Here is a 19,601-nt window from a genome sequence, read left to right on the forward strand (position 1 = left end):
CCTCCTTAATCAAACTTAAGATTTATCCAGTTATTTAAGATTCTTCTCCAGAAATTTTCCTTTTTTTCTGGAAGGTTACCCTCTAAAATGGCCTTTGCAACAATTTCTAAATCCTGACTGTACTTTGAGTTTGGATATCTTGATGTTAAAACGAACCTCTCCCTGATTGATTTTGAAAGTTTCTCATCTTTTCTTATACAGCCGTAGTATTTTATCGTTTTTCCTGAGAACTTCCTTATAACGTTATTTGTTGCGTTGTATATCCTTTCTGCTTCCTTTTCGTTATCCGTCATATTTACAACAAGACCAAGTTCCATGTTTCCTGTGTTGTAGTTTGATATTATCCTGCATATAGCGTAAGAGTCTGCTACAGCTGTAGGATCAGGTGTTGTTACAACAACAGTTTTATCAGCGGCAAGGCAGAAGTTAATAACACTTTCTGATATACCTGCTGATGTGTCTATAAGCATTATGTCAAATGAGTAGTATATATCCTGAAGTGAGTTGAGTATGAACATCTGCTGTTCTTTCGGGAGGTTTGCAAGCTCCTCAAAACCTGATGCTGCTGGTATAAACTTTATCCCATATTTTGAAGACCAGATTATCTCATTTATATTTTTCTCCCCTGTAAGGAGATGGAGAAGGTTGTATTTAGGTTTTTCGTTCAGAACTATATCAACATTTGCAAGTGCTAGATCAGCATCAAGTATGAGAACGTTCTTACCCATTTTCTGTAGTATGTATGCCAGATTTACAGTGAAGCTTGTTTTACCAACACCACCTTTACCAGATGTTATAGATATAACCTGAAAGTCAACAGATCTGTTTTTCTTTACCATATTTCTTAAGCTTTCAGCCTGATCTCTCATCATCTGTAAACCTCTACAAGCTGTGTAAGAATTTCAGATGCTTCTTTAATATCCTTTGGTACATCCATTCCATCGGTTATATAGCTGATCTTGTAATTCCAGTTTAGAATTATGAAAATAAGAGGAATACTGTTCTGTATCTCATCGTATTTTGTCAGTATCAGATGATCTATATTGAATTTTGAGAAGTAGTTTATATCCTTCTCAACTATATTTTCCTTCCTTGTTAAAGGAACTGTGAGAATATTTTCAGACTGACTGCTGTTTGTTATGAAAGATACTATCTTTTCAACCTCAGGAAGCTGTTTTATATTACCCGGTGTGTCAAAGAGTATATGATCAAACTCCTCAAATGCATCTTTGTAAAGGATAAGATCCTTCTCATTTTTAATAAGGAAGAATGGTATCTGCATTATCTCACAGAACTTTTTAAGACTTTCCGATCCCCCTATCTTGTAAAAATCAAATGATGCTATGGCTATCTTTCTGTTTTTATTGAATTTCAGGATAGCTCCTATCTTTGCCACTGTTGTGCTTTTTCCAGAGGATATATTACCCAGAACGGTTATATACTTCTTTTTGAAAGGGTCTTTCTCAATCTTTTCCTGTATATCTATTCCCTCTATGTTCTCAGCTATTTTAAGGTAGATACCTTTTATCTCGTCTAACAGACTCTCTTCAAGCTTACCCGGTATCAGTCCTTTATCAAGGATTGAGAGAAGTCTTGATAGGGGGTTAAACTTATGATCTATCTTATGTATGTTTTTCTTAAGTTTTGTTTCCTTTTTTTCAGGTGATGCTGCGAGGATCTCAAATCTTCCATCAATCTCTTTTATTGAAAGGATTATTGCGTTATCTCCAAGATCCTCCCTTATCTTAACCCATCCCTCTTGAAGATTGTCAACTTGAAAGATCTTCATTTTCATCTTAATCTCCTCCGCTGTGAATATATAAAGCAAGATAAATGCCAAACTGAGAAGTGTTGTTAATAGTTAATAATTCGTAGAGAGGGATATTAAAATGCAGTCAAAAGTATGCATTTTTAGAGGTAAATGATCACAATAGCAACGGAATAATTTTTCTCATGGGATATTGAAAGACTAATATTTTCAGGGTTTAGAGAGGATTCTCTGTCCTGGAAACTGGGGTGCAGTAAAATTTCTGCAGGTTCTCCCTGCTTTCCTGTTATCTCGATATCTTTATATTTTAATTTTTTTCCAAAAGCCTGGTAGTAGGCTTTTATAAACGCCTCTTTTGCGGCAAACCTTGCAGAAAAACATTCTATCATCATTTTTTTATTTTTGCAATACCCTATCTCCCTTTCTGTAAATATCTTTCTCAAAAATGTATCTCCATATCTCTTTAAAGCATTCTCTATCCTTTTGTTCTCAACGATATCAATACCTGTATATAATCTCATCTGATCCTTCCTAAAATCTCATTTACAATCTGGTATGGAGATTTTCCTTCTGTACTGATTCTTATATCAGCCTGTGCATAAATTTTTTTTCTTTTTTCAAAAAGTTCCTTTATCTCTTTCCTGTTTTTTTTCAGCAGAGGTCTTTCATCATCACCTTTACATCTTTCAAAAACTGTTTCAAGCGGTGTATCAAGCCAGATAACAGTCCCGTTTTCTTTCATCTTTCTCATATTTTCACTGTCCGCACCAAGACCGCCACCTGTTGAGACAACAAGATTTTTAGATCCCAGAAATCTCTCAATCATTCTCTTTTCAAGATCTCTGAAGTAGCTTTCACCTTTTTCCCTGAATATATCCTTTATCTTTTTTCCTTCCTCCTTTTCTATCTCCTGATCTATATCTACAAACCTGAATCCTAATTTTTCGGCGAGAAGTTTTCCGACTGTTGATTTTCCACTTCCCATAAAACCAACAAGGTATATATTTCTCATCAGACTCCCTCTTTTAAAGATAGAACAAATGCTGTTCCTGTAAGAAGTAAAAGGCTGTAAAAAGAGTAAAGGATAGATCTGATTATACACAGTCTGTAAAGGAATCTGTTTATAAGAATGTTTGAACAGAAACCTGAGATGATAACGAGAGCAACAGTTAAACTGTAATGTTCAGACAAAAATGTTCCGGGAATAAGGTAGTCTGTTACGGAAAAAATGAAAAGATATACGATAACCCCTGAGAAAAAGATCACTGCTTTTTTTAATATTTCCATGTTAATATTTAATTTTAACACTTTTGGGGAGTGTTAATTGATTGTAAAGGTAAAGGTAAAACCAAACGCAAAAAAAGAAGAGATCAGGGAGATACAGAAGGATTATTTTGAGATAAGGGTTACAGTTCCACCTGAGAAGGGAAAGGCGAACAGCAGGGTTATAGAGCTTCTCTCAAAACACCTTAAGATCCCAAAATCAAGGATAAAACTTAAAAAAGGTGAAAAATCAAGGGAGAAGATATTTGAGATCATAGATTAAGCTACCAGTAGTCAGGTGCATTTGAGAATAAATAATAACAGCTGGCAAGTAATACCATATAACCTGTAATAATACTAAGAACTGTGTATTTTATACATTCCTTTCTGTTCAACTTGAAAATATGTTGAAAAAAACCGTATATAACAGTAAAAATCAGGATATGCGTAAATATTGATGAAAATCCTGTAGATATTCCTGTTATGTCCTGAATAAAAGCTGTCAGAAAGAATATAAGAGGAAAGGATACTAAAAAAACAGAGATACCTGACAGGAGTTTTATCACAGATCCTTTCATAGTATTAACATTGCATCACCATATGAGAAAAATCTATATCTTTTTTCAACAGCTTCCCTGTATGCTTCAAGTATAAAATCCCTTCCTGCAAAGGCGGAGACCAAAAGGAGAAGTGTTGATTTTGGAAGATGGAAGTTTGTTATCATACTGTCAACAATTTTGAAATCATACGGTGGGTATATAAATATATCGCTGAATCCTTCCTTTTTTCCTGTCTGTGCGTATGTCTCAAGTGTTCTCACAACTGTTGTTCCAACAGCCACAACTGATCTTCCTCTTTCTTTTGTTTCCCTTATAAGATCAAGTGTTTCCTCAGGTATCTGGTAAAACTCTTCATGCATCTTGTGTTTTGTTATATCCTCAACAGTTATAGGTCTGAATGTTCCAAGACCAACATGTAGTGTTACAAAGGCTGTTTTTATCCCTTTTTCCTTAAGTTTTTCTAAAAGTTCCTCTGTGAAATGCAGCCCTGCTGTTGGTGATGCTACAGCACCTTCCTTTTTTGCGAAAACAGTCTGGTAGTAATCTCTGTCTTTATCCTCATCTTCCCTCTCAATGTAAGGGGGAAGAGGTATATGACCGTATTTTTCTATGAGATATTTAATATCTTCGCCTACAAGCTGGACAACAGCCTTTCCTTCATCCAGTTTTTCTAAAAGTTTTACCCTGAAATCCTCAGATATTATTACGACCTGTCCTTCTTTTAGTCTTTTAATATTCTTTATAAGAGCTTCCCAGACATTCTCAGTTACAGGTTTTAGAAGAAATATCTCTATCTTTGCACCTGTTTCCTTTCTTCCTATAAGTCTTGCAGGGATAACCTTTGTGTCGTTTAAAACAAGGAGATCTCCCTCTTTAAGATAATCTCCTATATCCCTGAATATTCTATGTTCTATGGTTCTTTCTTTTCTGTTCAAAACCATAAGTCTACAGCTGTCCCTCGGTTCAACAGGATACTTTGCTATAAGCTCCTTAGGAAGTCTGTAGTCATAATCTGACAGTCTGTGCATCTTACTTTGTGAACCTTGAGATTATTATGAATATTAATGATAGGACTATACTCAGTACAATTGATGTTGCTAAAGGGAAGTAAAAAGTGAAGTTATCTCTTTTTATATAGATATCTCCAGGAAGTCTTCCAAGCCCAAATGGGAGCTTCTCAAAAAATGTTATAAGAACTCCTATAATCACAAGTAAAACGCCTATAAGTATTATAGTTTTTCCTAATCCTTCCAATTTTCCTTCCCGGAAATTTTTTCAAAAATATATGTCTGTCATGTGAAATTTTCCATTATATTTTTTAATCTCTCTGTGTTCTCTTTTATATTATCATCCTTAAAAACAGCTGACACCACAGCAACATTTCTACAGCCCGTTTTCAGAAGATCAGTCAGGTTTTTCTCATTTATTCCACCTATAGCAACAACAGGCTGGACCGATATTTTCATAACCTCTTTAAGTTTTTCCAGACCTGCATACACAGCATCTTCCTTTGTTGACGTGGGGAAAACTGATCCAAAGCCTATATAATCAACAGGAAGGCTGTTTGCCTTTATCACATCCTCAATCTTTTTTGTTGAAAGTCCTATGATTTTTTCAAAGCCAAGTATCCTTCTTGCAACCTCAACATCAAGATCATCCTGTCCAAGATGAACACCATCTGCATCTACAGCAATGGCTATATCAATCCTGTCATTTACAATAAAAGGGATGTCGTATTTCCTGCATACCTTTTTTATAACAACAGCCTCCTCATACATCTTTTTTGAGCTTTTATTTTTTGCTCTGTACTGTATAACGGTTGCACCACCGGATATAGCCTGTTCTATACAGCTGTAAATATCCTTTCCCTCAAGGAGTTTTTCATCTGTTATAACGTAAAGTGAAAGATCCATCCTTTCCAACTTTCTAAAACCTGCATTATTTATTATCATTTAATATTATACGATTTGATTTTGAAAAAATTATCGGTTATTCTAATAAAACGGCGTTTGACTATCGTAGCGAGGTAGGGTTATGACAGGTTACTTAGCACTGCTGATATTCTTCGTTATTGCTACAGTTATTGGAGCTGCAATGCTTATAATAAACAGACTGGTAGCTCCTAAAATCCCTGATCCTATGGAAGGTTATACATATGAGTGTGGTGTTCCTCTGTACGATAAAACATCACATCTCTCCTTAGAGCAGAAATACTATCTACTCGGCTTACTTCTCGTTCTGTTTGACCTTGAGGCAGCATTTGTTCTGCCGTGGGGTGCTGTCTTTAAAGCTATAGCTGAGATAAACCCATGGCTGATATTTATTGAGATGTTTATATTCCTTTTCATACTGATACTTGGATATATATATGCCTGGAAAAAAGGAGCGTTAAGATGGCAGTAAAACATAATAATGGGATAATACTTACTACAGTTGAGGAAGTTCTTAGCTGGGGTAGAAGGAACTCTTTATGGCCTGCATCTGTAGGTCTTGCATGCTGTGCTATAGAGATGATGCATACAGCAGCATCAAGATTTGATACTGACAGGCTCGGTATAATATTCAGAGGTTCTCCAAGACAGTCAGATGTTCTCATAGTTGCTGGAACTGTTGTTAACAAGGTTGCACCTATGTTAAAGCTTATATACGATCAGATGCCAGACCCTAAATGGGTTATAGCTATGGGAGGTTGCTCATCTGCAGGTGGACCGTTCCCAACATACGCAACACTCCAGGGTGTTGACAGAATAATACCCGTTGATGTTTATGTTCCAGGATGTCCTCCAACGCCACAGGCACTCCTCTGGGGAATACTTGAGCTCCAGAAAAAGATAAAGGCTAAAAAAGAAGGTAAGGTTTGGGAAGAGATACCTGTCAGAGAAGTGCCTACAGCTTCTCAGCCAATACCTATTAAAGAGAAATCACCTCTTGGATTTTAATAGAAGCTCCCATTTTTGGGAGCATTTTCCCCTTTCATATACCGGGATTTAAGGGGTATTATTTTGCATTTATGGGCTGATTTGGAAGAGCTTAAACTTCTTGAGGGGAAATTTTCTGATATTCAGATAGAAAAGACAGAAAACTTTACCTCAATCACGGTTAAAAAAGAAGATCTTTTAAATGCTCTTGGATTTTTAAAGGAAGACTTAGGCTATAAGATGTTTATTGATCTTACAGCTGTTGATTACTACCCGCAGGAACCAAGATTTCTCTGCGTTTATATACTTTTCTCACCTGATAAGAAGAAAAGGATAGCTGTAAAATGCTGGGCTGAAAATGATTCGGTTCCGTCTGTTATATCTCTCTGGAAAGGTGCTAAATGGGCTGAAAGAGAGGTTTATGATCTTTTTGGTATAAAGTTTGAAGGGCATAACAATCTTGTCAGAATGTTTCTGTGGGAAGGTTATAAATACCATCCTTTAAGAAAGGACTTCCCGAAAGAAGGTATACAGGAGGTCTATCTCCCATCTCTAAATCTTAGACCTGAGGAGATACCTGCTCACAACTACAGTCCCTACCATACATATGTTCCAACTATGGAAGAGCTTGAGAAAACACAGAAAAGCAGGATGGAAAAGCGGTCACAGATAGTTCTTAACTGGGGTCCTCTACATCCCGGAACTCACGGAACTATATGGTTTCTTTTTGATATGGAAGGGGAGACTATAAAGAACTGTGAGATCATACTTGGACAGCTCCACAGGGGAATTGAGAAGCTTGCAGAGGATCTGACCTATACACAGATAATCCCATACACAGACAGAATGGATTACATATCAGCTCTGTGCAGTCAGGTGGCATATGTAAATACCGTTGAAAAGCTTTTAGGTGTTGAACCTCCTGAAAAGGCGAAATGGATAAGAACTATGATGTGTGAGCTACAGAGGATAAACTCTCATCTCCTCTGGCTTGGGACATACGCACTTGATCTTGGAGCTCTTACGATATTTCTGTATGCCTTCAGGGAAAGGGAAAAAATTATGGACATAATAGAGGGAATTGCCGGTATAAGGCTAAACTCTACTTACATAAGGATAGGAGGTCTGTCTAAGGATCTGCCCGAAGGTGCTTTAGATGTTATAAAACATTTTCTTCAGGACTTTCCTGAAAAACTTGATGAGTATGAAACTATACTCACGAAAAACAGGATATGGCTCAGGAGAAATCTTAATATAGGTATTGTCAATAAAGAACAGGTTTACCAGTACGGACTTACAGGTGTTGTGGCAAGGTCTGCAGGTGTTCCTTACGATATAAGAATGTTACAGCCTACAGATGCTTATGATAAGGTTGATTTTGATATTCCACTTGGAAGGGTCGGTGACTGTTATGACAGGTATCTGATAAGAATGGAGGAGATGAGGCAGAGCCTTAGAATAATAGAGCAGTGTGTTGAAAAGATAGAAAAACTTAAAGATGATAAGCATATATCAACGGAAAACCCCTATGTTCTTCCAACACTTGATGAGGTCTTTAACTCTATTGAGTCTATGGTCAAGGATTTTAACCTCAGGATTTATGGAGAACAGGCACCTGAAGGTGAGATATATATGTCAGGTGAAAATCCAAGGGGAGAGCTTGGATTTTATATTGTGAGCAAAGGGGATGGAAAACCTTACAGGATAAAGATAAGATCAGGTGCTTTCTATAATCTCCAGATATTCCCTGAACTTATAAAAGGAAGAACTGTTGCTGATGCTGTTGCTTTACTTGGGAGCCTTGATCCAGTTGTTGGAGAGACCGACAGATAATTGTAAAACAAACACTGTTTGATTTTTAATTGAGATATGTTAAGATGTTTTAAATAAATTAGTAATGACGAGGTTAGGATGGAACTACTCGGGACGGTTATCGGCGTTACTGTGAAATCTCTGATATTTATAATCGTTATGTTCCTCGCTGCAGCTTATCTAACATTACTTGAAAGAAAATTTGCAGGTCATGTCCAACAGAGACCAGGTCCACTTCATGTTGGGCCACACGGTTTTCTACAGCCTATAGCTGATGCTTTAAAGGTTCTTACAAAGGAGGATCTTGTTCCTGATAGTGTTGATAAGGTTCTTTTCTATATGGCATCTCTTCTTGCATTTGTACCTGCAATAATGATACTTGCAGTTGTTCCTTTTGGAGAGCCTTTTACAATTTTTGGACTTGAGATCAAACCTTATGTTACAGATTTGAATATAGCTATCTTATTAGCACTCGCATTTGGTAGTTTATCAATATACGGTGTTATATTTGCAGGATGGGCTTCTAACTCAAAATACCCTATGATAGGGGGTCTCAGGAAAGCTGCTGTTCTTATAGGTTATGAGGTTGCACTCGGTTTTGCTATGGTTGGTCCTATTATGCAGGCTGGAAGTTTTTCATTAAGGGAGATCGTTGAAGCCCAGTCCGGTATGTGGTTTATAATCCCAAATATACTCGCTTTTGTTGTAATCATATTCGCGATACTTGCTGAAACTGGAAGAACACCTTTTGATGTTCAGGAGGCTGAAGCTGAACTTGTTGGTGGTTATGTTACTGAGTACACAGGAATGAAGTTTGGTCTTTTCCCTCTTGCCGAGTGGTATATAGCAACATTTGTACTTAGTGCTATTGCTGTTATACTCTTCTTTGGTGGATGGCAGCCTTTACCTTTAATGGGATGGCTTCCAATACCTGATATTATCTGGTTCTTTATAAAAGTATTCCTTCTGTTTATGTTCTTCCTCTGGGTTCACTGGACACTGCCAAGATACAGGGTTGATCAGATAACAGAGCTTGCATGGAAGGTTATGCTTCCTTTAGCTCTTGCAAATATACTTGTTGTAGCACTCTGGATAATCTTCATAGGATAGGATGGTAAAGATAAAGTACGTGGAAAGACCTGAGCTTACAAATAGGGAAAGGATATTTTTTGTTGATTTTATAAAGGGTATGAGAGTAACATTCAGAAATCTTTTGAGGAAGACTGTTACAACAGCATTTCCTTTTGAAAAATTAACTCCTCCAAAAAGATTCAGAGGAACACACGCCCACAGAGTTAAAAATGGAAAGGAACCACCATCTTTTAAGGTTATTGAGAAATTTATGGATATAGATACCGGTGAGAGCAGATGTGTTGCGTGCTATATGTGTATGCAGGCATGTCCTGTTCCATTTCTATTTAACATAGAGGCTGTCCAGCTTCCAGACGGAAGAAAGAAGGTTGTAAGATTTGATATGAACCTTTTAAACTGCATGTACTGTGGGCTCTGTACGGAAGCATGTCCCGTTGACTGTCTTATCATGACTGACATATATGAGACAGCATCTTACCACAGGGCTTCCTGTGTTTTACATATAGATGATATGGCGAAAAGAGGTATTGATTTTGATAGAAGAAGGTATGATGAACCTGATAGAATCTGGATAGATGACGATCAAAGATCTAAGTTATGGGGGCAGATTAAATGGAGTTAAACACGGTAGCTTTTTATACCTTTTCAACACTTGCTATTTTATCAGCTGTAGGTGTTGTATTTTTTAAGAACATTATCTATGCGGTTCTCTCTCTCATATCAACATTAATAATGGTTTCAGGTCTCTTCTTCACAATGGGAGCAGAGCTTATAGGAGGTCTGCAGATACTCATATATGCCGTTGCCATTGTTGTATTTTATGTTCTTGTTATATCAACAGTCCCGGAGTTTAAGGGAAGATCTGTAGATCCAAAGTATATGCTCACGTCTATTCCTGTTGGATTTCTCATATTTATTGAGCTTGCCTATGTATCCCTTTACGGAGCATGGGAAGCTAATAAAGGTATTTTCACACCTGAGGTTGTTAATGAGGTAGGTAATGTTAAGGCTGTTGCAACAATGCTTTTCACAAAGTATCTCTTCCCATTTGAGGTTGCGTCACTTATTCTCCTTGTTGCTATGATAGGGGCAATCCTTATAGGTAGAAAAGATCATGTAATAGATGAGGAGGCTGAAGGGTAATGGTTCCTTACGAGTATTATGTTGTTTTAAGTGGTCTTCTAATGGTTCTCGGGCTTATAGGTATCATAATCAGGAAAAATCTTATAGCTATGCTTTTATCCACAGAGCTTATGCTTAACGCTGTAAATATTGCCTTCGTTGCCTTTGATATGAAACTTTACGATGTTTCAGGTCAGGTTTTTGTTTTCTTCATTCTTACAATAGCTGCAGCCGAAGCTGCTGTTGGTCTTGGTCTTATTATGGCTATTTACAGACTTAGAAAAGATGTTGATGTTAACACACTCACAGAACTAAAACTATAGGAAGAGGAGCGAGATGGAGTATTTATGGATTATACCTTTTTCTCCACTGATAGCATTTATAATACTTGGTCTTTTTGGATATAAGTTTTTCAGAGAACCTTTAGCCGGTATTATAGCTGTTGGGGCCGTTGCTTTATCTGCTGTTGTCTCTGTTATAGGTTTTATTAATGTTGCCTCAACAGGTGAACACCATGTTTTGAAACTTTTTACATGGATGCCACTGGGGGATTATGAGATCTCCGTAAGTATTCTCTGGGATCCTCTTTCTGCGTTAATGACATGTGTCGTGACGGTGATATCAACATTTATATTCCTTTTCGCTGTAGGTTATATGAGAAATGAGCCTTCATACCCAAGGTTCTTTGCTTATCTATCTTTATTCGTATTTTTCATGCTGATGTTAACACTTTCAGATAACCTTGTTCAGCTCTTCTTTGGATGGGAAGGTGTTGGTCTTGCTTCATACCTCCTTATCGGTTTTTACCACCACAAAAACTCAGCGGCAGATGCTGCCTTTGAGTCATTTATAACAAACAGGGTTGGTGACTGGCTGTTCTTAACAGGTCTTATACTTGCATTTGTAACATTTGGAACACTTGATTATATAGATATCTTCAACCAGTTACCTGAGGTTGGGTACTGGACCATAACGATAATAGCACTTCTACTTTTCGGTGGTGCTGTTGGTAAATCAGCTCAGATAGGGCTCCATATATGGTTGCCTAACGCTATGGAAGGTCCAACACCTGTTTCAGCTTTGATCCACGCTGCTACAATGGTTGCAGCAGGTGTGTATATGGTATCAAGACTTATGCCTATATTCTCCGCTTCTGATATAGCACTTGATACAGTTCTTTTTGTTGGGGTTGCATCAGCGTTTATAGCTGCAACTATGGGACTTGTTCAGAACGATATTAAGAGAATTATCGCTTACTCAACGATGTCACAGCTTGGATATATGTTTGCTGCTGAAGGTTTAGGTCTTTTCAGTGAAGGGATGTTCCATCTTGCTTCCCACGCTGTTTTTAAAGCTCTCCTATTCCTTGCAGCAGGTAGTGTTTTAATAGGTATTCACCATATACTTAATGTCCAGAAGATGGGACAGCTAAGAAAGTATATGCCTATAACGGCTGTTACATTCCTTATAGGTGCTCTTGCACTTGCAGGGATACCACCTTTTGCAGGTTTCTTCTCAAAGGATCCTATTATTGAAGGTGCATACGAGATATCAAAGCTTGCATGGTTCTTCCTCTGGTTTGGTGCAGCTTTAACGGCATTTTATATATTCAGACTTTACTTCCTTGCATTTGAGAATGGGGACAGACTTGATCCTCATATAAAGGAACATGTTAAAGAGTCTCCGTGGACTATGACTGTTCCACTTGTTGTTCTTGCAACAGGTGCTGTTTTCCTTGGATTTTTCAAGGATTTCTTTGGAAACTTCCTCAAACCTTCACTTGATCCACAACATATGACATTTTTAAAAGAAGATGTGAGAATCTTTGTTGAAGAAGGTCTTTCAAGGGCTCACCATGTTCATATGGCTGAAGATGCATGGCATTTTATGACACACTCACTATCCTCACCTTTAGGACTTCTTCTGCTGTTTACAGCAATTGGTGGTATATTCTTCGCCTGGGTTATGTATCAGATCAGACTTATCAGTCCTTCAAAGGTTGCAAGGGATTTCAAACCTCTATACCTGCTTCTTTACAACAGATGGTACTTTGATTTCATATACTATGCGATATTCGTTTACGGTTACTACAGATTCTCAAAGATACTCTGGTGGATAGGTGATAAGTTCATAATTGATGGAATCGTTGATGGAACTGGAAAGGTCTCTCTCGCAACAGGTGGTGGTGTGAGACTTATACAGACTGGAAGGATAAGTGCATATGTGATGCAGATGGCTGTAGGAATAATGATATTCCTTGGAATATTCTTACTCTTTAAGTAGGGGGCTGTAGAATGAATGTAGAGTTTGTATCGGCTGGATTTCCGCTGATTACTTTAAGTATAGTGATTCCTGTAGTTGCGGCAGCACTGCTGTTTGTGTTGAAAGAAGAGCTTGCAAAACCTGTAAGTATAATAACATCAGCTATAGTTTTTCTGATCTCAACATTTATGCTTTTTGCATACGATTACAGCTCATATAAGATCCAGTTTTATGAGAAGTATACATGGATACCACAGCTTGGTGTAAGTTATGAGGTTGGTGTGGATGCTCTCAGTTTAACAATGGTATGGCTGACAGCTCTTGCTTTCCTCGTGTCTTTCATCTGGAGTACAAATATACAGAAAAGGATAAAGGAGTACTTCATATCATTTCTTATACTTGAAGCTGCCTGTATAGGTGTTTTTGTTTCATGGGATCTTGTATGGTTTTATATATTCTGGGAAGCGATGCTCATTCCTATGTTCCTCATTATAGGTATATGGGGATATGCTGAGAGAATATACGCAGCTACAAAGTTCTTTATTTATACATTCTTCGGTTCCCTTTTCCTTCTTATCGGTGTTATAGGAATGTACATATACCAGTATTTCAATAAGGATGTGCTTTCAACAAGCTATTTTGATCTTGTAAACCTTAACCTTCCGTTTAATCTTGAGATAATATTCTTCCTCTTACTTGCACTTGGTTTTGCTATCAAGGTTCCTATGTGGCCTTTCCATACGTGGCTTCCAGCTGCTCACGTTCAGGCTCCAACGGCAGGTTCTGTTATACTTGCAGCGGTATTGCTTAAGATGGGAACTTACGGTTTTGTAAGATTCTCTCTACCATGGTTCCCTGAGGCTTCAAAATACTTTGTTCCCGTAATGTTCACACTTGGTGTTATAGCTATTATATACACAGCTATGATGGCATTATCACAGACTCATATAAAGAGAATAATAGCTTACTCATCTGTCTCCCATATGGGGTTTGTTACAATCGGTACGTTTGCACTTAATATGGAAGGTATGAACGGTGCGATAATAACTATGATCTCACACGGGTTTACATCAGCTGCATTATTCCTTGCGGCAGGTTATATATACGACAGGGTTCATTCTTACGAACTTAAAGATCTTGGAGGTCTTGCCAAGTTTATGCCTGTCTTCGCAACACTTTTTATGATATCAGCTATGGCATCAGCAGGACTGCCAGGTCTTTCAGGATTCGTTGGTGAGTTTCTATCACTGGTTGGAACATTCAAGGCAAGTGTGTTAACAGCCGTTTTAGCTGGTCTCAGTCTGATTGTTGGTGCCGGTTACACACTCTGGCTTTACCATAAATCTATGTTTAAGGAGAGCCTTTTAACACCTGAGAAGATACATAGATGGGAGAAACTCAAAGATATGAACAGTTTTGAGCTTGCATCTTTTGTTCCCCTTGTGATAATGATGTTTGTTCTCGGTATATACCCTGCATGGTGGATAAAATTAATAGAAACTACTTCTGCAGCTATTCTCTCAAAGATAATAGGAGGCTAAGGGATGTCAATATTACAGCAATTAGTTTCAGGAATTGGTGTTCCTAACTTTGGAGTTATACTTCCGGAGATTATCATACTTATAACAGCTTTTATACTACTCGTTGTTGAACTGCTGATAAGAAGCAGGGTTGTTATATCAGCAATAACAGTTACAGGTCTTATCTTAGCTGCAGCTTCTGTATTTTTAATAAAGAAGGGAGATGTTACATTTTACGGACTTTATGTTGTTGATATGTTCTCACTTATATTCAAACTTTTCCTGATACTTACAACACTTTTTGTTGTTATAAATCTGAAACCTTATCTTGATTCTAAAAAATCATACTACGGTGAGTACTACTATATTATTCTTTTTGCCCTTATAGGTATGATGATAATGGTCTCTTCACCAAACCTTGTAACATTCTATATAGGACTTGAGCTTTCTGCTGTTTCCATATACATACTTGCAGGTACATTCAGAAAGGATTACAGATCAAAGGAAGGTGCATTTAAGTATCTGATAATGGGTGGTATGGGGACGGCTATAATAAGTTATGCTATAGCTCTCATATACGGAAGAACAGGATCATTTGATTTCTATACAATAGCATCACTTATAAACAGTAACAATATTGATGTTGGAATTTCAGGAGCTTTAATTCTTCTTATAATAGGTCTTGCTCTTAAGGCTGCTGCTGTTCCTTTCCATTTCTGGACACCTGACGCTTACGAAGGAGCTCCAACACCTATAACAGCTTTTATGGCGGTTGCTGCCAAGATAGCAACATTTGCTGTTATACTGAGGGTTATGGTTGAGGCTTTCCCATTTATATCAAAGGAGTGGAGCTTTGCATGGGCTATACTTGCAGCAGCTTCAATGATAATAGGTAATATCATAGCTCTGAGACAGGAAAATGTTAAAAGGATGCTTGCTTACTCATCAGTTGCACACACAGGTTATATCCTTGCTGCTATCGCTGCTCCTACAGGAATGGGATTTTCAGCACTTATCTTTTACTCTCTGATATACATATTCATGGGAATAGGTGGATTTATACTCCTCTCTGCTTTAGAGAAGAACCACAACTGGTCTAACCATATAGATGATTTTAAAGGACTCGCTAAAAGAAGTCCTATGATGGCTCTCTTTATGCTTATATTTATGTTCTCAATGCTTGGTATACCGCCTACAGTGGGATTTATGGGTAAGTTAGGAGTGTTCCTCGCTCTTATCGGTTCAGATATATGGTGGCTTGCTGTTACACTTGTTGTTATGAGTATAGTGTCTGCAGGTTACTATCTGAGGGTTGTTATATACATGTACATGTATGAACCTGTATCAAAGGCAAGACTTAACTTTGCTATGACAGAGATGTTTACTGTGGCATTTATGGCTGTTTTTGTTCTTATACTCGGAATATATCCTACAGTTTTCTGGGGAATATCAACAACATTAAGCTCATTACTTATAGCAGGTATTGGTAGATAAATGAGAGGGGAGGTCTATGTTTTGTCTTCTCCGGCTGGAGGGGGCAAAACAACCCTTTCTAATCTTCTTTTAAAAGAGATACCTAACCTGAAAAAGATAGTCACATGCACAACAAGAAAACCCCGTCCCGGAGAAAAAAACGGTATTGATTATATATTCCTGACAAAAGAACAGTTTGAAGAAAAGATAAAAAAAGGAGAGTTTTTAGAGTATGCTGTGGTTCACGGGAATTATTACGGAACACCTAAGGATCAGGTTTTTTCACAGATAGACAATGGTAATGATGTTCTTCTTGTTATAGATGTTCAGGGGATGAGGCAGATAAAATCAAATATGGATAATGTTATAACGATATTTATGATACCCCCTTCAATAGATGAGCTTGTAAACAGGATGAGAAGAAGGGGAGATAGTGACCAGGAGATACAAAGAAGACTTCAGACAGCTATGAAGGAGTTTCCAGCATGGAAGGAGTACGATTATATAGTTATAAATGATATACTTTTAGAAGCCAAAGAGGCTGTAAAACATATAATTCTCTCAAACAGATATAAAACATCAAGGTTTGATCTGAATAAAATACTTGACAGCAGATTAAGGGAATTAATGAAAGATGGATAGGATCTCAAAGATACTTTTTTATCTTTATCTCCTTTCTATATTTTTAGCCTCTGTATATCCTGTTAAAGAGTTACCAGCAGATGACAAACTTACACATTTTTTAGCTTATTTTATTCTTGCCGTTTTAATGAGATTTTCATTGAACACAGGATACTGGAGTACTTTCTTCTATGGATCTTTTTACGGCTTTTTTATAGAGACTGTTCAGTACTTCCTTCCTTACAGATCTGGTGAGTACGGAGATTTTGTTGCTGACACCTTTGGAGTTCTCTGTGGACTTTTCAGTTACTTTTTATTTGAGTTTGTTTATCTGGAATTAAAAAACAAAGAGTGATATATTATTCTATTCATACTATGTGAGGAGGTTCTGTAATTGAATAAAAGACCTTTGATAGAACAGGCATTAAAAAGGGTTAACAACAGGTATGAGCTTGTTCACGCCGCAGCAAAACTTGCCAAGGATCTGTATGAAACTGGAGCGGAGAGCTACGTAACTGAAGAGGGAATCCCTTTAAAGAAGACTGTAATATCAATAAATGAGATAGCAAAAGGAAGAGCCGTTATACTCAGGAAGGAGTAGTAGTATATGTGTATTTAGAAAAGATATTTTTTAATTACAAATTAGGAAGGTTTTTCTTCTCCTTTGCACTTTTATTCGCATTCTCAGTTTTTGCAGGAACATTCAGATCAAACTATGATACATTTCCTTACGCTGCTGTAATACTTTTTTCATACACACTGACAGCCTTTTTCTCACTTTATATAAAAAGGATTAACTTTCTTGACTTTCTCCTAGATGTTACATTTCTTTCAGCACTGATATTTACAGATTTCAATGCTATGAAATACTTTTCGGTTCTTTACCTTATAGTTCTTTTCTTCGCAGGTTTTATTCTGAAGCCTTTTTATGCTTATTTTATAGGATTTCTAGCACTGCTTATTTACGGTTTACTCTTTTTCCTTAACTGGAATTTTAAGGATGCAGGTCTTATAAATCTTCTTCTGAATGGATCAGCTTTTGGGATCATAGTTTATGCGGGGACAAAGGTTAGAGAGAAGATACAGTTTCAGGAGGAGTATATAAGGTCTCTTGAGAGGGAGAAACAGCAGGCTGAACTTTACAAAAAGCTTTACAGGATCGGGGCTGAGCTTGCACATGAGATAAGGAATCCCCTTGCTTCAATACATGGTGCTGCACAGCTTTTAAGTGAGGGAAATATTAATGAAAGACTTCTCGGTATGATAAAAAAAGAGTCTGAAAGGCTTGATCAGCTTTTAAAGGAGTTTCTGCTTTTATCAAAGCCGAGGGAGATACAGGAAAGATCAATAAATATAAGAGAGTTTTTGAAACAGCTTGTAAGTCTTTATGGAAGTGAAGACAAAAAGATAGAGCTCAGGGTTTATGGAAATCCTGTTATATACATTGATGAGAGGGAGCTACATTCAGGAATATCAAATATAATAAAGAATGCTATTGAGTGGGCAAAAAGTACTGTTATATTAAAGGCTTACGAAAAGGATGGCAATCTTATTATTGAGATAGAGGATGATGGGGAAGGTATTAAGGAGGAAGACAGGGAGAAGATATTTGAGCCTTTTTACACAAAAAGAAAATCAGGGACAGGTCTTGGACTTGCTATAGCTAAGAGGGTTTTTGTTGAGAATGGTGGTAATATTACCGTTGAGGAAAGTGATCTTGGAGGGGCAAAATTTCTTATACAGATACCATTGGTGAGGGAAAGATGAGAGCTATAGTTGTTGATGATGAGAAAAATATCTCAGAGCTTCTGAGTATTCTTTTAAGTGAGTACGGTATAGAGTCAGATATAGCCTCAACTTACAGTGAGGCGAGATCTTTTATTCAGGAAAAGTACTACGATCTGGCTCTTCTTGATCTCAGGCTTCCTGACGGATCAGGTATTGATATCCTTAAACAGATTAAGGAGAAAAACCCAAAAACTGAGGTTGTTATAATAACAGCTTTTGCTTCATCTGAAACAGCTGTTGAGGCTATAAAGTTAGGTGCTTATGACTATATATCAAAGCCTTTCAATATTAACGATCTGAGGCTGATAATAAGAAATGTTAAGGAGAAGATAGATCTTGAAAGAAGGATATGTGTTGAGGAAGAGGAGAGGTTAGAGGGTCTGGCAGGAAAGTCTCAGGCTATACAGAATGTTAAGGATACTATAAAAAAGATAGCACCTTACGATATAAACGTTCTTATCGTAGGGGAAAGCGGAACAGGGAAAGAGGTCGCAGCAAAGATGATACACAGACTCAGCAGTAGAAAAAATAAACCTTTCGTTGCTATAAACTGTGCTTCCCTTCCGGCTGAACTTCTTGAGTCTGAGCTTTTCGGTTACAAAAAAGGTGCATTCACAGGTGCTGTATCGGATAAGAAAGGTCTTATAGAGGAGGCTAACGGCGGAACATTATTTCTTGATGAGATAGGGGAGATGCCTATGCCCCTTCAGGCAAAGCTTCTAAGATTTCTTGAGGAGCAGATTATAAGGCCTCTGGGTTCAACAAAGGAGATAAAGGTTGATGTGAGAATAATATCAGCAACAAACAGAAATCTAGAGGAGGAGATAAAAAAAGGTAATTTCAGGGAGGATCTTTACTACAGACTTGCAACAATAATAATAAAGATGCCCTCTTTAAGGGAGAGAAAAGAGGATATACCTTTACTTGTTGAGCAGATACTTAAAGAGATAAAGATGAAGTACAACAAGAATATAAAAAGGATATCACCTGATTTTATGAAATATCTTATCTCCTACGATTATAAAGGAAATATAAGAGAGCTTAAAAATCTTCTTGAGAAGGCTGTTATCCTTTCTGATGGGGAAGAGCTGAACTTCATACCTGCATTTCCTGAAAAGTTCAACTCTCTTTATATAGACAACCCCGAGGATGAGTTTACAGTTAAATCATTTCCAGAAGAGGGGGTTGATCTGAAAGAGGTTCTTTCAAGGATAGAGAAGGCTTTAATATTTAAAGCTCTTGAAAAGGCTGAAGGTAAAAAATCAAAAGCTGCTGATATACTCAGACTTACATTCAGGGAGTTCAGGTATAGGCTTTCAAAGTACAGAGAAGACTCCGAAAGCTGAGAAATTCTCAATATTATTGATATATAATAATTATTTCACAAAATTTCTTATCTGGA

The 19,601-nt window shown here is 37.3% G+C and carries 24 protein-coding genes; 16 read left to right on the forward strand and 8 right to left on the reverse strand.

What is annotated here, in order from left to right; genetic code table 11:
* Nucleotides 1-5: 5 nt before the first annotated feature.
* The 5 genes from PERMA_RS06945 to PERMA_RS06965 all read right to left on the reverse strand — a co-directional run bounded on the left by PERMA_RS06945 (nt 6) and on the right by PERMA_RS06965 (nt 3,055).
* Nucleotides 6-872, reverse strand: a complete 867-nt coding sequence (locus PERMA_RS06945; protein ID WP_012675386.1) for a MinD/ParA family protein — start codon at nt 870-872, stop codon at nt 6-8.
* A complete protein-coding gene (locus PERMA_RS06950; protein ID WP_012676945.1) occupies nt 869-1,795 on the reverse strand; it encodes a flagellar biosynthesis protein FlhF in 927 nt (308 codons plus the stop codon). The genes PERMA_RS06945 and PERMA_RS06950 overlap by 4 nt, the downstream gene beginning before the upstream one ends.
* Before the next feature lie 116 nt (nt 1,796-1,911).
* Entirely contained in the window at nt 1,912-2,289 is a 378-nt protein-coding gene (gene acpS, locus PERMA_RS06955; protein WP_012675296.1) for a holo-ACP synthase, read from the reverse strand.
* Nucleotides 2,286-2,780: a shikimate kinase gene (locus tag PERMA_RS06960; RefSeq protein ID WP_012676579.1), complete on the reverse strand. Its 495-nt coding sequence runs from the start codon at nt 2,778-2,780 to the stop codon at nt 2,286-2,288. Before PERMA_RS06960 ends, acpS begins: the two co-directional genes overlap by 4 nt.
* Nucleotides 2,780-3,055, reverse strand: a complete 276-nt coding sequence (locus tag PERMA_RS06965) for a hypothetical protein (RefSeq protein WP_012675412.1) — start codon at nt 3,053-3,055, stop codon at nt 2,780-2,782. The genes PERMA_RS06960 and PERMA_RS06965 overlap by 1 nt, the downstream gene beginning before the upstream one ends.
* A 37-nt stretch (nt 3,056-3,092) precedes the next feature.
* On the opposite strand from PERMA_RS06965, the gene PERMA_RS06970 reads away from it, so the two are divergent.
* Entirely contained in the window at nt 3,093-3,314 is a 222-nt protein-coding gene (locus tag PERMA_RS06970; RefSeq protein WP_012675816.1) for a DUF167 domain-containing protein, read from the forward strand.
* A 291-nt stretch (nt 3,315-3,605) separates the two neighbouring features.
* Here PERMA_RS06970 and queA read toward each other — a convergent pair whose 3' ends face one another.
* Genes queA through thiE form a run of 3 tightly spaced genes read right to left on the reverse strand, consistent with a single transcriptional unit; the run spans nt 3,606 to nt 5,504 of the window.
* Complete coding sequence (gene queA, locus PERMA_RS06980) at nt 3,606-4,619, reverse strand: tRNA preQ1(34) S-adenosylmethionine ribosyltransferase-isomerase QueA (RefSeq protein WP_012675303.1); 1,014 nt, start codon at nt 4,617-4,619, stop codon at nt 3,606-3,608.
* 1 nt (nt 4,620) lies between these two features.
* Nucleotides 4,621-4,845, reverse strand: coding sequence for a DUF2905 domain-containing protein (locus tag PERMA_RS06985; RefSeq protein ID WP_012675840.1), 225 nt, complete (start codon nt 4,843-4,845; stop codon nt 4,621-4,623).
* Nucleotides 4,846-4,883: 38 nt separating this feature from the next.
* Nucleotides 4,884-5,504 (reverse strand): thiamine phosphate synthase, encoded by a 621-nt coding sequence (thiE, locus tag PERMA_RS06990; RefSeq protein ID WP_238527232.1) that lies wholly within the window; start codon nt 5,502-5,504, stop codon nt 4,884-4,886.
* A 121-nt stretch (nt 5,505-5,625) separates the two neighbouring features.
* Here thiE and PERMA_RS06995 point away from each other — a divergent pair, with 121 nt between their 5' ends.
* The 15 genes from PERMA_RS06995 (at nt 5,626) to PERMA_RS07065 (ending at nt 19,545) form a co-directional block, all read left to right on the forward strand.
* Nucleotides 5,626-5,994 (forward strand): NADH-quinone oxidoreductase subunit A, encoded by a 369-nt coding sequence (locus PERMA_RS06995; RefSeq protein WP_012676121.1) that lies wholly within the window; start codon nt 5,626-5,628, stop codon nt 5,992-5,994.
* Nucleotides 5,985-6,530 carry a NuoB/complex I 20 kDa subunit family protein gene (locus PERMA_RS07000; RefSeq protein ID WP_015898926.1) on the forward strand — a complete coding sequence of 182 codons (546 nt, stop codon included), beginning with the start codon at nt 5,985-5,987 and terminating at the stop codon, nt 6,528-6,530. Before PERMA_RS06995 ends, PERMA_RS07000 begins: the two co-directional genes overlap by 10 nt.
* 63 nt (nt 6,531-6,593) lie before the next feature.
* On the forward strand, nt 6,594-8,342 hold the full coding sequence (gene nuoD / locus PERMA_RS07005) for an NADH dehydrogenase (quinone) subunit D (protein WP_012676398.1): 1,749 nt from the start codon (nt 6,594-6,596) through the stop codon (nt 8,340-8,342).
* Nucleotides 8,343-8,420: 78 nt separating this feature from the next.
* Entirely contained in the window at nt 8,421-9,431 is a 1,011-nt protein-coding gene (gene nuoH / locus PERMA_RS07010) for an NADH-quinone oxidoreductase subunit NuoH (protein ID WP_012675614.1), read from the forward strand.
* Between the two features lies 1 nt (nt 9,432).
* Complete coding sequence (locus tag PERMA_RS07015) at nt 9,433-10,035, forward strand: NuoI/complex I 23 kDa subunit family protein (RefSeq protein ID WP_012676436.1); 603 nt, start codon at nt 9,433-9,435, stop codon at nt 10,033-10,035.
* A complete protein-coding gene (locus tag PERMA_RS07020; protein WP_012675817.1) occupies nt 10,026-10,556 on the forward strand; it encodes an NADH-quinone oxidoreductase subunit J family protein in 531 nt (176 codons plus the stop codon). Before PERMA_RS07015 ends, PERMA_RS07020 begins: the two co-directional genes overlap by 10 nt.
* Complete coding sequence (gene nuoK / locus PERMA_RS07025; protein WP_012676795.1) at nt 10,556-10,858, forward strand: NADH-quinone oxidoreductase subunit NuoK; 303 nt, start codon at nt 10,556-10,558, stop codon at nt 10,856-10,858. Before PERMA_RS07020 ends, nuoK begins: the two co-directional genes overlap by 1 nt.
* A gap of 13 nt (nt 10,859-10,871) precedes the next feature.
* Nucleotides 10,872-12,818: an NADH-quinone oxidoreductase subunit L gene (gene nuoL / locus PERMA_RS07030; protein WP_012676116.1), complete on the forward strand. Its 1,947-nt coding sequence runs from the start codon at nt 10,872-10,874 to the stop codon at nt 12,816-12,818.
* Nucleotides 12,819-12,829: 11 nt separating this feature from the next.
* The gene (locus tag PERMA_RS07035; protein WP_012676205.1) at nt 12,830-14,338 is read left to right on the forward strand and encodes a complex I subunit 4 family protein; all 1,509 of its coding nucleotides are present in this window, start codon (nt 12,830-12,832) and stop codon (nt 14,336-14,338) included.
* 3 nt (nt 14,339-14,341) lie between these two features.
* Nucleotides 14,342-15,811, forward strand: coding sequence for an NADH-quinone oxidoreductase subunit N (locus PERMA_RS07040; protein WP_012675641.1), 1,470 nt, complete (start codon nt 14,342-14,344; stop codon nt 15,809-15,811).
* 21 nt (nt 15,812-15,832) lie between these two features.
* Nucleotides 15,833-16,432, forward strand: coding sequence for a guanylate kinase (gene gmk / locus PERMA_RS07045; RefSeq protein ID WP_238527219.1), 600 nt, complete (start codon nt 15,833-15,835; stop codon nt 16,430-16,432).
* The gene (locus PERMA_RS07050; RefSeq protein ID WP_012675852.1) at nt 16,425-16,766 is read left to right on the forward strand and encodes a VanZ family protein; all 342 of its coding nucleotides are present in this window, start codon (nt 16,425-16,427) and stop codon (nt 16,764-16,766) included. Before gmk ends, PERMA_RS07050 begins: the two co-directional genes overlap by 8 nt.
* 39 nt (nt 16,767-16,805) lie before the next feature.
* The gene (rpoZ, locus tag PERMA_RS07055) at nt 16,806-17,012 is read left to right on the forward strand and encodes a DNA-directed RNA polymerase subunit omega (RefSeq protein ID WP_012676743.1); all 207 of its coding nucleotides are present in this window, start codon (nt 16,806-16,808) and stop codon (nt 17,010-17,012) included.
* A gap of 8 nt (nt 17,013-17,020) precedes the next feature.
* Entirely contained in the window at nt 17,021-18,178 is a 1,158-nt protein-coding gene (locus PERMA_RS07060) for a sensor histidine kinase (protein WP_012675861.1), read from the forward strand.
* The gene (locus tag PERMA_RS07065; RefSeq protein ID WP_012676456.1) at nt 18,175-19,545 is read left to right on the forward strand and encodes a sigma-54-dependent transcriptional regulator; all 1,371 of its coding nucleotides are present in this window, start codon (nt 18,175-18,177) and stop codon (nt 19,543-19,545) included. Before PERMA_RS07060 ends, PERMA_RS07065 begins: the two co-directional genes overlap by 4 nt.
* The last annotated feature ends 56 nt before the right edge of the window (nt 19,546-19,601 follow it).

Origin of the sequence: Persephonella marina EX-H1, assembly GCF_000021565.1 — a bacterium.
Taxonomy (GTDB): domain Bacteria; phylum Aquificota; class Aquificia; order Aquificales; family Hydrogenothermaceae; genus Persephonella; species Persephonella marina.